This window comes from Amycolatopsis benzoatilytica AK 16/65, from assembly GCF_000383915.1.
GTDB classification, from domain to species: domain Bacteria; phylum Actinomycetota; class Actinomycetes; order Mycobacteriales; family Pseudonocardiaceae; genus Amycolatopsis; species Amycolatopsis benzoatilytica.
In genome coordinates this window covers 210,422-223,180 of the sequence record NZ_KB912942.1, presented here as the reverse complement: position 1 = coordinate 223,180, position 12,759 = coordinate 210,422, and the positions used below count along the sequence as shown (strand labels likewise).

The following is a 12,759-nucleotide window of genomic DNA, read 5'->3' as shown; positions in this document are numbered from 1 at the left end:
CGGTTGGGCGATGCCGCAACAGTGCGGCGCGCCGCTTACCGTTCCCGCACGGAGCGCTGACCGGCCGGGTCAGCGTCGGTCAGCGTCGGCCAGGCCGGCGAGCATCCGGCGGAAGACCCGGCCGAGCAGGTCGAGTTCGTCCGCGCTGGCCTGGTCGAAGAAGTACCGCTGGACGGCCTCGCGGTAGTGGCCCTCGGCGGCCGCGATCGCGGCGCGACCGTCCTCGGTGAGCCGCACGTTCGCGCCCCGCGCGTCCTCGGTGCAGTTCTCCCGCACGACCAGCCCGCGCTTGACCATCCGGCTCACGTGGTGCGACAGCCGGCTCCGGTCCCATTCGACGGTCACGCCGAGCTCGCGCATCCGCAGGACGCCGCCGGGCGCGGTCGCCAGCGGGACCAGGAGCGCGTAGTCGGCCGCGGAGATGCCGGCGCCGTGTTCGAGCCGCCGGTCGAGCGCGGTGCCGAGAGCACGCTGGAGCCGCTGGTAGGAACACCAGACCTCGGCCTCGCGCCCGGTGCACGTCTCGTCCGCCATCCGGCGATTCTACAAAGACCGGCCGGATTTTCCCGGTGGCTGCTTGGCTTGTCTCGGGGGGTTGGGCGCCGAACCGTCCGCTGGTCTGTCCATGAAAGGGCCCTTCACGGACTTGGATTCCCGCAAGTGGGCCTTCACGGACAGACCGGCGCACTGGCCACCCAGACAGCACGACAGCACCACATGAGGCCTGCTTTTAGGCTGGGGCGGTGACGGCTGATCCCACGGAAACCTTCCTCCGCGACTTCCATGCCCGGCATCCGGGTGTCACGTCCCGCGCGTTCGGCACCGGACGAAGCGCGGACGGCCGGTCGAGCTACGAACTGCTCCGCGACGAGGTCGCCGGTTTCCCCCGCGTCCTCGATCTCGCTTGCGGCGACGGGTTCCTGCTCGAACTGCTTTCCCGGGCCGGGCACTTCGCGGCCGGCCTCGACTTGTCGACCACCGACCTGGTCATCGCCAGCGAGAACTCGACGGCGCTGGTCGAGGGCCGGGCACAGCAACTGCCGTTCGCGGACAACGCGTTCGACGCCTGCGTCTCGCACATGGCGTTCATGCTGATGTCCGACATCGACCAGGTCGCGACGGAGCTGGCACGAGTGCTGCGCCCGGGCGGGCGGCTTTCACTGGTGCTCAGCGGCGGGGCGGGCGGAGGCGAGGCGTACGCGCTGTTCACCAGACTGCTGCGCGAAATCCTCGCCGAAGCGCCCGCCGAAGAGCACCTCCCCCGGCTCGGCGACCGGCGCACTCGCACCGCGGACGGACTACGCGAAATCCTCTCCCCGGCCGGATTCGGTCCCGTTCGCTGGCGCACCGAACCGCTCGACTTCGGCGCTTCGCTCGACCAGGTCTGGGAATTCGTCGCAGCGGCCTACAACCTGCAGCCGCTCAGCGAGGGCGCGGTCGAGGCGCTGCGCGGCGCGTTCCATGCTCAAGCACCGGCGCTCGCCGCGCCCGACGGCCGGATTCCGCTGGTCTTCCGCGTCCAGCTGGCCACCGTCCACAAAGGACACTGACCCGCCCTGGTCCTCGCTGTCGATCTCTGGCACGATCGACTTCCTTGACGTTTCCAGTTCACGCCACGAAGACAGGGGGCCGGGGAATGGGTCTGGGCAGAAAACTGGCTGCCGTCACCACCGCGGTCTGCGCGGCGACGGCGTTGTTCACCGCGGCCCCGGCAGACGCCGCCGGGCAGGGGATCGACTGGCGGCCGTGTCCTACCGGCCACGGCGTCGAATGCGGCAAGCTCACCGTGCCGCTCGATTGGGACCGTCCGGGCGACGGCACGATCCAGCTCGCGCTCGCCCGGCGCAAGGCGGCCGACCCGGCGCACCGGATCGGCTCGGTGCTGATGGATCCGGGCGGACCGGGCGGGGCAGGGGCCACCTCGGTGCAGAACGGCTGGGCGCTGTCGGCCAAGGTTCTCGCGCGGTTCGACACCGTCGGGTTCGACCCGCGCGGCGTCGGGAACAGCACGCAGGTGCGCTGCGGGCTCACCGAAAGCACCGCGCAGTACCCGGCGCTGCCGAAGAGTCCCGCCGAGTTCCAGCAGCTGCTGGACCACGACCGCGCGCTTGGCCAGAGCTGCGCGCGGATCACCGGGCCGCTCGCCGACCACGTCGACACGCGCAGCGTGGTCCGCGACATGGACGCCATCCGGGCCGCGCTCGGCGACCAGAAACTCACCTACTACGGCGTTTCCTACGGCACGCTGATGGGCCAGCAGTACGCCGAGACCTACCCGGACCGGGTCCGCGCGCTCGTGCTGGACAGCAACATGGACCACTCCATCCACAGCACCTGGGAGTTCCTGCGCACCGAAGCGCAGGCCACGCAGAGTTCGTTCGACCAGTTCGTGAACTGGTGCGACAGAACGGCGTCCTGCGCGCTGCACGGCCAAGACGTGCGCGCGGTGCTGGCCGGCCTGTACGCCCGCGCCGAACGCGGCGAACTCGGCACGCCGGACGACAAGATCGACCCGATGGCGCTCATCGGAATGGTGAACTCGAGCTTCTACGGCCCCACCTGGAGCAAGCTCGCCGAGCGGCTGGTCAGCCTCCGCGACGGGAAGGCACCGGCGGCCGCGTTCGCCAGCGACGAACTGAGCGTTCCGGACCCGTTCAACAGCATCTTCTGCTCCGACTGGCGGCTGCCGATCACCAGCTTCCCCCAGCTCGACAACTACCGGCGCGCGCTCGCCGGGGTCGCCCCGGACGTGCACTTCTCGCCGCTCGGCTGGAGCGCGGCGACCGGCTGCGCCGGCTGGCCGGGCCAGGTGCGCAACCCGCAGCACGCGCTGTCAGTCCGGCCGGGCACGCCGGTGCTGATGCTGAACAGCCAGTACGACCCGGCGACGCCGTACGAGTGGGCGGTCCGCGCGTCGCAGCAGGCACGGGTGCCCCTGCTGACCTACGACGGCTGGGGCCACGGCGCCTACTTCAAGAACAGCCAGTGCGTCACCGATGCCGCCGACGCGTTCCTGATCGACGGGACCAGCCCGGGCCGCGGCAAGCACTGCGCGGCGGTGCAGCCGGGAGCACAGTCCCGGATGGACGGCCCGCGGGCACCGGTCACCCAGCTGTACTGAACACGAAGCGGGGCCCCGGTTTCGGGGCCCCGCTTGGCTTCTCGCGATCAGTAGTCGTCGCGCCCGGTGAACTGCTGCTCCAGCAGCTCGGCCGAGCCGGCGACGAGTTCCAGCGGATCGGTGAACTCGTTGAGGTCGAGATTGACGAGCGGCAGCGAATGCCGCAGCACCACATGCTCCCCCATCACCACGATTCCGCCGACCACCAGCGTCTGACCGACCTCGGTGAGCACCTCGAGCAGATCCACCTCGTCGACCCGGGCGAACGGGGTGGCGATCTGCACCCAGTCCTCGCGCTGGTCGAAGATCTCCCGCGCGATCACCACGACCTGCGCCCGCCCGGTCGTCTCCGCGTCGTCCCCGAAGAGCACGCGGATCCGGATCTCGCCCGGATCGTCCCGGATCACCCGGTAAGTCTGCCTGATGTACGCGACCAGGTCGTTCCACTGCGCCACGCGTTTTCCTCCCGTTGGTCGGCAACGAAGATCAGCGTAGCGGGATCCGGCGCGCGGCGAATGCCTCCTTCAGGGAGTCCGATTTCCCCCAGCGGCTTGCCGATCAGAACAGTTTCCACGCCCCGATGAGCGCGTCGCGCGGGATCTGCTCCATTTCGTGGAACTGCGGCTGGTCGCAGACCGGCCGCAGGGACAGCTGCCCGACCGGTTCCGTGCGGTCGTCGGCTCGGCAGCAGAGACCGCCCGCAGCAGTCGGCGCCGTGATACGCGGCGGTTTTCGCGAAGCGAGTCAGAGAAATTCACCCCATCGAATTAGAGCTTGCCTCGGGTGGCGCGCGCCCAACGGTCCGCTGGTCGTGTCCGTGAGGGGCCCTTCACGGACTTGGATTCCCTCAAGGGGCCATTCACGGACAGACCGGCAAAGTAGCCGTCATCCGCCCAGGCATCACGACAGCACCACCTGTGCCACCCATTCGAATTACTCTCTGCGCGACCGTGGGGATTTCATGAGGATTTCATCGAAGTGGATCATCATTGCGCGGTACATCGACGAAGTGCTCAACCGAGCAGAAACCGAAGGGGGCTCATGTATTTCAGGAGAAGGTGGCGCGCCGCGGCAGCGGTGCTGACGCTCTGGAGTTTGCTCGCCGCGACCGGAACCACCGCCGCGACCGCCGCTCCGGCGCGGACGGCGAACGCGTGCGGGCCGGTCATGTTCGTGGTTCCGGGATACCGGGACGGGGGTCACGAGATGCTGGACCACGCCCCTGCCGGGGTGAATCCGGTCCGCATTCCTTATCCCAACGCGGAAAGCGACATCAACCTCTACACCGACGTCGACACCGGCGTCGCGAACCTGCGCACCGCGTTGTACAACCTGTATGTGAAGTCGCATTGCGACCTGGACACGAAGGTCTATATCGCCGGGTTCAGCCTCGGCGCGCTGGTCGCCGGCACCGTGCTGGAAACCGAGCCGCCCGGGCGCAACATCCAGGGCATCCTGTTCTCGGACGGCCGTCGTCAGGCACAGGAATCCAACTGGCCAGGCGATCCGGGCGGGCTCATCGGGCACCTCCCGGTCCCCGGCCCCGGCGGATCCGGTCTGCGGCCGGTTGACGGCTTCAAATACCCGACGCTCAGCCTGTGCAACGGCCCGAACGCCGCCGGTCACGCCGACGGCATCTGCTTCATGAGCAACATCGGCGACCTCAACGGCTACTTCACCTCGCACCCGTTCTACACCTTCGACGTCGCCCGCGAACTGAGCATCCACGGCGAAGGCCCGTACCCGAACAATCTGCGCAACCGCGTTATCCCCTAATCCGCGGGGTTCTCCGGGAACCGGTGTCGTGTCTCAGCAGAACGGGCACGGCGCCGGTTCTCGCTGGGGTCTGGCGTGCCGGAACGTTCAGCCGCCGAGGGAGAGTTCGGAGAACGCGAACGGTTCGCCGCGGTGCTTAATGTCGTGCTGGTAGGCGAAACCCAGCCGTACCAGCACATCGCGCGCGGGCGTTGTGCACTCCGCACCTTATGCCGCGCGGGCGACCGGGATGAGCGAAGCGCTTACCCTGGCGACGAATTCCGCGTTCGACCTGGTCGTGCGAACCTGGTCCAGGAACTGTTCCGCGGCGCGTTTCGGGTCCTGTCCGGACAACGCGCGCCGGACTTCGGACATCACCGCGAGTTCCGCGGGCGGGAGAAGCAGTTCCTCGCGGCGGGTGCCGGAGGCGAAGAAGTCCACGGCGGGGAACAGCCGGTGGTCGGCGAGCACCCGGTCGAGGCGCAGTTCCGAATTGCCGGTGCTCTTGAGCTCTTCGAAGAAGAGCGTGTCGGCGAGCGAACCGGTGCCGACCAGGGCGGTCGCGACGATGGTGAGCGAGCCGCCGCCCTCGATGTTCCTTGCCGCACCAAGGATCTTCTTCATCGGATGCACCGCGGCGGCGTCGACGCCGCCGGACAGGATCCGGCCGGACGGGCGGCCGGCCAGGTTGTAGGCACGGCCGAGGCGGGTCAGCGAATCGAGCAGCAGCACGACGTCCCGGCCAGTCTCCACGAGCCGTTTCGCTCGTTCCAGCGCGAGTTCCGCCACTGCCGTGTGCTCGCCCGGTTTGCGGTCGAAAGTGGATGCCACGACCTCGCCGTGCACGGTGCGGCGCATCTCCGTGACCTCCTCCGGCCGCTCGTCGGCGAGCAGCACCATCAGATGCGCTTCCGGGTGGTTGATCGCGACGCCCTGCGCGATCGCTTGCAGCACCGAGGTTTTCCCGGTGCGCGGCGGTGCGACGATCAGTGCGCGCTGGCCCTTGCCGAGCGGGGCGACGAGGTCGAGTACCCGAGTGGTGAGCTGGTGCCGGGTCGTTTCGAGCACCAGCCGTTCGTTCGGGTGAATCGGGGTGAGCTGAGTGAACTCGGCACGCGAGGTGCCGGGTTCGGCCCCGTTCACCGAACGCAGCTCGCCCGCGTCGAGGACGATTTCGTCGCCGCGACGGAGGCCGTGCTCGCGAACGAGCGCATACGGGACGGACGGGCCACCGGGGTGGTAGCCGAGCGCGGCGGTCTTGCCGCGCACATCGAGAATGCCTTGCTGAGTCATGAGATTGTCCTTCTGGAGGTGGGCGATCTACGCCGGGAGGCGGATCGCCGGGAGGGCGGATCGCCGAACAGCGAAGCGGCCGGACGGCCTGCTTCGGAATACGCGGTGCGATACGGCTCGCGCTGCGGAACACGGAAACAAGAGCTTCCGGAGAAATCATCGGGGTGGCGATGCCAGCTACCCGGTTATGCCCGCCACTGTAGCCTGCCGACAGCATCGGCCACAAGTGGCTATGTCGGCGGCCACAGCTTCCACGCCCAGTGCGGTGGCAGGCTGCGCCTTCGGCGGCGGCTCACCCGGCGCGCTCTCGCTTGCCGCCGCGCTCGTCACGTTCGCCGCGGCGGCGTCGCTCGTCACGTTCGCCGCGGCGGCGCGCTCGTCACGTTCGCCGCGGCGGCGTCGCTAGTCACGTTCGCTGCGGCGGCGTCGCTAGTCTCGTGATCCGCGGCGGCGTCGCCAGTCTCGTGATCCGCCGGCGAAGGCGCGGCCCCCAGGTCCGTGAAGGGCCCCTTGAGGGAATCTAAGTCCGGCAAGGGCCCCTTCACGGCAGTTCCGCCATAACGCGGACAGAATCATGCGACGCTAGCGGCCGTCTGGCGATCGATCCACCCACCGGACCGGACGCGCGACTTCGCCGCGCCCGGTGCCCGGGTCGTGCGCCTGCTACCTGTTCGAACAGTCGCGGTCGTCGTTTTGTTCCCCTGGATGCCCGGCTGCACCTCCGCACCACCACGACCTGCGCCGCGGCGGAGCGGGGCAACCGGTTCAGTGCCGACCGCGCTGAGGTACTTCTTCTTGAAGCGCTTCGTCGCGGCAGCTACGAAGGCTCGGCCAAGCAGCTCAGCCCACTGTCCACGGGTCGACCGACATCGGCTTTCCCCGCTCCAGGAACGACTTCAGGTTCGACAGCACGGCCGGCCAGCCGCCGGAGACGTCGCGGTGCGCCTGCGCGTCGAACAGGTCGGTGTGGGTAACGGTCAGCCGCACGACGCCGTCGCGCTCTTCCAGGTCGTACTCCACTTTGGACGGGGCCTGATCGGCCGGGCCGTTCGGGTCGCGCCAGGTCTGCACGAGCCGCTTCGGCGGGACTGCCTCGATGATCTCGCCGTAGACGTCCTCGACCCCCGAGCCGTCGATGCGGACGTGCGCCCAGCGGGACCCGACCTGCCAGTTTTCGGATTCGTTGCGGTGGCCCCAGTACCGCGCGGTCAGGTCCGCGTCGGTGAGCGCCTCCCAGACGCGCTCCGGAGAGGCCTCGATGTAGGTGGTGTACACGAAACTCGGCTTGTCGCTCATAGTGTCCTCGGCTCGTCGCTTCAGGGTGCTCAGTGCACGCAGACGGGGCTCTTCGAACCGCCCCACCCAGCGTTCCTGCATTTCGTGCAACGGCACCGGGTTGAGGTAGTGCAGCTTCTCCCGGCCGCGGCGGACCGTGCTGACCAGATTCGCCGCCTCCAGCACGGCCAGGTGCTGGGTCGCCGACTGCCGCGTCATGTCGAGGCGGCGGCACAGTTCGCCCAGGGTCTGGCCGTTCTCCTGGCGCAGCTGGTCGAGCAGGTAGCGCCGGGTCGGATCGGCCAGCGCCTTGAAGAGGAGATCCAGGTCCGGTTGCACACCTAAAGTAAGGCAGGCAATCGACTGCATGTCAAGGATCGGGTTAGTCTTGACCGGTGAGGAACGGTTTACGAGCCTGGACAGTGGCGGCGGTGGGCAGTGGTTTGCCGTCGACCGCGCACGCCGCGTTCACCCACAGTGACCTTCTCGCGGCGACCCGGGCGGCCGGGACGCTGCTGCCGGGCGGGCGCGGCGGCCTGCTTCGGGGACTGGTCGCGCACGTCGCGGTGTCCGCGTTCTGGGCCGCGGTTCTCGCGCGGATCGACCGGCGGCGGCCGCTCCGGCTCGTGGACGGAGCGGCCGCCGGGGCGGTCATCGCACTGCTGGATCTGGAACTGCTCGGCCGGAGGAACCCGGCGATCCGGGCACTGCCGCGCGGGCCGCAGTGGCTGGATCACGTCGCTTTCGGCGTACTGATCGCCGCCGGGCTCAGAGGACTTCCGGTGCCAGCGCCGGGGCCGGCATCTCCGGATCGAACGGGAACATCGGACGCTCGATGCCCTGGTGGCCCAGCCGCAGCAGGTCCTGGTCCACGCCGCCCGGGGTGAGGGCCAGCAACCAGTCCGCGGCCATGTCGTACAGCTCCGGTTCCAGGTAGCCGATCTTCACGATCACCACGTCCGCCTCGCGCGGGTGCAAGCCGAGCGCGCGGAAGTCGGATTCGAGGTGGTAGGGCTTCCGCCGCGCGGTCACGATCACGCGCAGGCCGCCGACCGCGAACACGACCGCGGTTCCGGCCACCGGATCGTCGGTGTCAATCGCTGCGACCTCCCCGGTCAGTGCGACCGGACCGTGCGGGCCGGAGTCGACTTTCCCGCCCAGCTCAACCGACACCGTCGCGCCGACCCCGGCGGCTACCGCAACCGCGACCGCGGCCGGGTCCACAATCGCTGCGTACACAGTGGACAGCGCCGAGTCCACGACGGCGGGAGTACGGAGCAGAACGTCCAAACTCCACGACGTGTCCCCGGCACCGCCGGCTGTCGGGTTGTCACCGGAATCGCTGATGAAGAACGGCCGCGCTTCGGAGGCGACCGCCTGAGCGAGGCATTCCGGCAGCGTGCCGGTCGGCGCGACGAACGCGAAGTCCTTTCGAGCGTCCCAATAGGACTGAGCCAGATACTGCGCTTCCTTGGCGATCTGCTCGGTGTCGTCGCCCATCACCACCACCGCGGCCTGGCAGCGCGGCTCGTCTGCCCAGGCATAGCCGACCCAGATCGCCGCGTCCAGGACGCCCTCCAGCGCCTCGACTTCTTCCACGGCCGCATAGATGCTCTTCGCCGGTTCGAGCCGGGTGCTGGTCTTCTCCCCCGGCAGCAGCACCGGGACCTGCACCCACGCCTTCTTCGGGCGGCCGCCGGAACGCAGCCGGGCGACCAGGTTCCGCGCCGCTCGCTCGCGGGTCTCCCAAGCGTCCTCGTGCGGGGCCATCCGGTAGCAGGTGATCAGGTCGAGCGCGTCAGCCAGTTCCCGCGAAACGTTGCCGTGCAAGTCCATCGACGCCGATACCAGCACGTCCGGACCGAGGATCGTGCGGATCTCCCGCGCCAGCGAAGCCTCCACATCGGACCGGCCGACCACGCTCATCGCACCGTGGATGTCGAAGAACAGGCCGTCCAGCTCACCCGCGGAGCGCAGCCGGTCCAGGATTTCTCCGGACAGCTCGGTGTACGCCTCCTGGGTGACCGCGCCGCCGGGAAGCGACCGGGCGTCGACGAGCGGGACCCACTCGACCCCCGCGGCCCAGTTCGCGCCGAGGAAGTCGTACCGGGCCAGCAGGTCGTCGCCGCGGAGCACCCGGAAGTCGTCCACTGTGGAACGATGCGGGGAGAAGGTGCTCGATTCGATGGCGATTCCGGTGATCCCGACCCGCAGCTTCTTCATCGTCCACTCCGTTTGATCGCTTGCTCGAACACCGCGTCCAGCGCGAGCGCACCCGCGCCGTAAAGCCCCGCGTCCGCCCCGAAGCGCACCCGGTCGATCCGCAGTTCCCTGGTGGCCAGGGGAAGACATCGTTCGTACAGCGCGCCGCGGACGGCCGCGACGAACGCTTCCGAGCCGGACAGCGCGCCGCCCAGCAGCACCTCGTCCGGGTTGCTGAAGTTGACCACGGTGGCCAGCACCTCGCCGAGCCGCAAGCCCGCGCGCCGCACCGCCGTGGTCGCCTCGGGATGGCCGTCCTCGGCGGTGGCCATCACCTGCACTGTGGTCTCCAGCTGCAATCCTTGCGCCTGCAACTGCGCGACGAGCGCGGCACCGCTGGCCACCACTTCCAGACAGCCGCGGTTGCCGCAGGTGCACGGCTGGTCTTCGGCGGCCGCCACCCGCACATGGCTGATGTCGCCGGCGACCCCGGCGCGACCGCGGTACAGCTCGCCGCCCAGCACGATGCCGGACCCGATGCCGGTACCGGCTTTCACCACCAGCAGGGTCCGGCCGGGCGGGCCCGCCACGGATTCGCCCAGTGCCAGCATGTTCGCGTCGTTGTCCACGACCACCGGCAGCTCGAAGTGCTCCGCGAGCGCTTCCCGCACCGGGAACCCGCGCCAGCCGGGCATCCGCGACGGCAGCGTGATGGTGCCGGTGCGCACGTCGACCGGACCGGGGAACGCGACGCCGAGCCCGAGCGGACGGCCCGGGCAGTCCGCGTTCGCCATCACCTCGCGCGTCACCGCCACGAAAGCCGCGACCAGTTCGCGCGGCTCCTGACCGATCTCCAGCGGCCGCTCGTGCACCTGCAGCAGATTGCCCGCGATGTCCAGCGCGCCGATCCGGACGTGCTTCGACCCGACGTCGGCCGCCCAGACATGCCCGAAATCGGCGTTGACGGTCAACAGCTTCGGCCGCCGTCCGCCCGCGGACCGGCCCTCGCCGGACTCGCTCAGCACGCCCGCCGCGATCAGCGCTTGGATGCGCACCGACACCGTCGACTGCGGCAGTCCGAGCGCGCGGGCCAGGTCCATTCGCGACGTCGCATGGCCGTGCGCGACCAGCCGCAACAACCGCAACGGGTCCATCGGACACCTCTTTAACCAGATCTGATGTAACTAAACCGTAAACCAGATGCCTTGGCATTTCCCACGACCCGTGCGACATTACCCCACAGCCAGAACGAGGCAGAGTCCCTGGTCGATGACTTTCATCAGACTTGTTGCAAGTAATGGGAAGTGATGCGAATGGCTCGACGCCCGTGGCGCGCCGCGCTCGGGGTCACGCTTGCCGCCGCGCTCGCGTTGTCCGGGTGCGCGGCGAGCCGGGAACAGCACGGCGGCGGCTCCGGCGCGCCAAAAGCCGGCGGTACCGTGCGGTTCGCGCTGCCGCCGTCGGCGACCCCGAACTGGATCATGCCGTTCTCGATCCCCGGCTACGGCGGGTCGTACAACGCGATGGTCCGCTCGACCCTGTACGTGCCGCTGTACAGCTACGACGGCAGCTCCGGCTCGGTCACCCTCGACGACGCCGCCAGCGCCGCCAACCCGCCGAGCTACTCCCCCGACGGCAAGACCGTGACGATCACGCTCAAGCCGCTGAGCTGGTCTACCGGCGAGCAGGTGACCACTCGCGACGTCGAGTTCTGGCTCAACCTCGCCCGGGCGGGCAAGGACAACTGGGGCAAGTACTCGAAGGGCCTGATTCCGGACAGCATCACCGGTTTCCACGCCGCCGACGCCCGCACCTTCACGCTCACCCTGGACAAGGCGTACAACCCCGACTGGTTCACCGCCAACCAGCTCAGCCTGATCGTCCCGATGCCGCATGCCTGGGACAAGACCAGCGCGGACGGCCCGGTCGGCGACCACGACCGCACGCCGGCCGGCGCGAAGCGGGTCTTCGACTTCCTGGTCGGACAGGCCAAACAGCTCGGCTCGTACGGCACCAATCCGCTGTGGAAGGTCGGGAACGGCCCGTTCGCGCTGGCCGGGTTCACCACGTCCGGCGAGGTGACGCTGCGAAAGAACCCGAAGTACACCGGCCCGGACCCGGCGAAGCTCGACACCGTGCGGTTCCTGACCTTCACCAGCTCCTCGGCGGAGTACAACGTGCTGCGCGCGGGCGGCGTCGACTACGGCTACCTGGCGACGTCGAACCTCGGCCAGCGGCCGAGGCTGGAATCGCAGGGCTACCGGGTCGAACCGTGGAACGGCTGGTCCATCACGTATTCGCCGTACAACTTCCACAATCCGCAGCTGGGCAAGGTGTTCTCGCAGCTGTACGTGCGGCAGGCGATCCAGCACGCGGTCGACCAGGACGCCATCACGAAGGTGATCTGGCGCGGCACAGCCCGCGTCGGCTACGGCCCGGTCCCCCAGGACAACGACACGAAGTACCTGTCCCCCAAGCAGAAGACCAACCCGTATCCGTTCGACTTGGACAAGTCCCGGCAGCTGCTCGCCGACCACGGCTGGAAGCCCGGCCCGGACGGCGTCCTCGCCTGCGCGGATCCGGCGGAATGCGGCGAGGGCATCGCCGCGGGCACCCGGCTGTCGATGACCATGCTGACCGAATCCGGCTCGGACGAGACCGACGGCACCATGCAGGAGCTGCGCTCGGAACTGTCGAAGGTCGGCATCGACATGAAGATCAACGCGCAGCCGCTGAACACCGTGCTGGCCAACGGGACCTCCTGTGAACCACAGGACGCTTCCTGCAGCTGGCAGCTGTCCTACTTCGGCACCCAGGGCAGCTGGTACTTCCCGGCGAACCCGAGCGGCGAGGAGCTGTTCTCCACCGGGGCCGGTACGAACTTCGGCAGCTACACCGACCCGAAGGCGGACAAGCTGATCGCCGCCACCAACCTGGCCGCGGACGACCAGCCGATGCTCGACTACAGCGGTTACCTGGCCGAGCAGCTTCCGGTGCTGTGGCTGCCGAACCCGCCGTACCAGGTCTCGGCGATCGACACCGCGCTGCACGGGGTGAGCCAGGACCCGACCGCCGGACTGCAGCCGCAACGCTGGTTCTGGACGAGGTGAGGA

At 69.0% G+C, this 12,759-nt stretch carries 10 protein-coding genes; 4 read left to right on the top strand and 6 right to left on the bottom strand.

Going from position 1 to position 12,759, the window contains the following annotated elements; genetic code table 11:
• Positions 1 to 69: 69 nt before the first annotated feature.
• The gene (locus AMYBE_RS0101045) at positions 70 to 534 is read right to left on the bottom strand and encodes a MarR family winged helix-turn-helix transcriptional regulator (RefSeq protein WP_020657466.1); all 465 of its coding nucleotides are present in this window, start codon (positions 532 to 534) and stop codon (positions 70 to 72) included.
• Between the two features lie 209 nt (positions 535 to 743).
• On the opposite strand from AMYBE_RS0101045, the gene AMYBE_RS0101040 reads away from it, so the two are divergent.
• Together AMYBE_RS0101040 and AMYBE_RS0101035 are read left to right on the top strand one after the other, a co-directional pair.
• A complete protein-coding gene (locus AMYBE_RS0101040) occupies positions 744 to 1,550 on the top strand; it encodes a class I SAM-dependent methyltransferase (protein ID WP_020657465.1) in 807 nt (268 codons plus the stop codon).
• Positions 1,551 to 1,636: 86 nt separating this feature from the next.
• On the top strand, positions 1,637 to 3,121 hold the full coding sequence (locus AMYBE_RS0101035; RefSeq protein ID WP_020657464.1) for an alpha/beta hydrolase: 1,485 nt from the start codon (positions 1,637 to 1,639) through the stop codon (positions 3,119 to 3,121).
• Between the two features lie 47 nt (positions 3,122 to 3,168).
• Here the strand turns inward: AMYBE_RS0101035 and AMYBE_RS0101030 are convergent, their stop codons facing one another.
• The gene (locus AMYBE_RS0101030; protein ID WP_020657463.1) at positions 3,169 to 3,576 is read right to left on the bottom strand and encodes a hypothetical protein; all 408 of its coding nucleotides are present in this window, start codon (positions 3,574 to 3,576) and stop codon (positions 3,169 to 3,171) included.
• A 586-nt stretch (positions 3,577 to 4,162) separates the two neighbouring features.
• On the opposite strand from AMYBE_RS0101030, the gene AMYBE_RS0101025 reads away from it, so the two are divergent.
• Positions 4,163 to 4,897 carry a hypothetical protein gene (locus AMYBE_RS0101025; protein ID WP_034286678.1) on the top strand — a complete coding sequence of 245 codons (735 nt, stop codon included), beginning with the start codon at positions 4,163 to 4,165 and terminating at the stop codon, positions 4,895 to 4,897.
• A gap of 207 nt (positions 4,898 to 5,104) precedes the next feature.
• On the opposite strand, the gene rho is transcribed toward AMYBE_RS0101025, so the two are convergent.
• The 4 genes from rho to AMYBE_RS0100995 all read right to left on the bottom strand — a co-directional run bounded on the left by rho (position 5,105) and on the right by AMYBE_RS0100995 (position 10,800).
• Positions 5,105 to 6,169, bottom strand: a complete 1,065-nt coding sequence (rho, locus tag AMYBE_RS0101015; protein ID WP_020657460.1) for a transcription termination factor Rho — start codon at positions 6,167 to 6,169, stop codon at positions 5,105 to 5,107.
• 840 nt (positions 6,170 to 7,009) lie between these two features.
• A complete protein-coding gene (locus AMYBE_RS0101005) occupies positions 7,010 to 7,783 on the bottom strand; it encodes an ArsR/SmtB family transcription factor (protein WP_020657458.1) in 774 nt (257 codons plus the stop codon).
• 429 nt (positions 7,784 to 8,212) lie between these two features.
• Positions 8,213 to 9,667 (bottom strand): M81 family metallopeptidase, encoded by a 1,455-nt coding sequence (locus AMYBE_RS0101000; RefSeq protein WP_020657457.1) that lies wholly within the window; start codon positions 9,665 to 9,667, stop codon positions 8,213 to 8,215.
• Positions 9,664 to 10,800, bottom strand: a complete 1,137-nt coding sequence (locus AMYBE_RS0100995; RefSeq protein WP_020657456.1) for an ROK family transcriptional regulator — start codon at positions 10,798 to 10,800, stop codon at positions 9,664 to 9,666. The genes AMYBE_RS0101000 and AMYBE_RS0100995 overlap by 4 nt, the downstream gene beginning before the upstream one ends.
• 159 nt (positions 10,801 to 10,959) lie before the next feature.
• Here AMYBE_RS0100995 and AMYBE_RS0100990 point away from each other — a divergent pair, with 159 nt between their 5' ends.
• On the top strand, positions 10,960 to 12,756 hold the full coding sequence (locus AMYBE_RS0100990) for a peptide ABC transporter substrate-binding protein (RefSeq protein WP_020657455.1): 1,797 nt from the start codon (positions 10,960 to 10,962) through the stop codon (positions 12,754 to 12,756).
• The last annotated feature ends 3 nt before the right edge of the window (positions 12,757 to 12,759 follow it).

Excerpts from the sequence above, each read along its gene's own strand:
- AMYBE_RS0101045 (WP_020657466.1), bottom strand. The coding sequence starts at position 534 with ATGGCGGACGAGACGTGCACCGGGCGCGAGGCCGAGGTCTGGTGTTCC.
- AMYBE_RS0101035 (WP_020657464.1), top strand. The coding sequence starts at position 1,637 with ATGGGTCTGGGCAGAAAACTGGCTGCCGTCACCACCGCGGTCTGCGCG.
- AMYBE_RS0101025 (WP_034286678.1), top strand. The coding sequence starts at position 4,163 with ATGTATTTCAGGAGAAGGTGGCGCGCCGCGGCAGCGGTGCTGACGCTC.
- rho (WP_020657460.1), bottom strand. The coding sequence starts at position 6,169 with ATGACTCAGCAAGGCATTCTCGATGTGCGCGGCAAGACCGCCGCGCTC.
- AMYBE_RS0101000 (WP_020657457.1), bottom strand. The coding sequence starts at position 9,667 with ATGAAGAAGCTGCGGGTCGGGATCACCGGAATCGCCATCGAATCGAGC.
- AMYBE_RS0100995 (WP_020657456.1), bottom strand. The coding sequence starts at position 10,800 with ATGGACCCGTTGCGGTTGTTGCGGCTGGTCGCGCACGGCCATGCGACG.
- AMYBE_RS0100990 (WP_020657455.1), top strand. The coding sequence starts at position 10,960 with ATGGCTCGACGCCCGTGGCGCGCCGCGCTCGGGGTCACGCTTGCCGCC.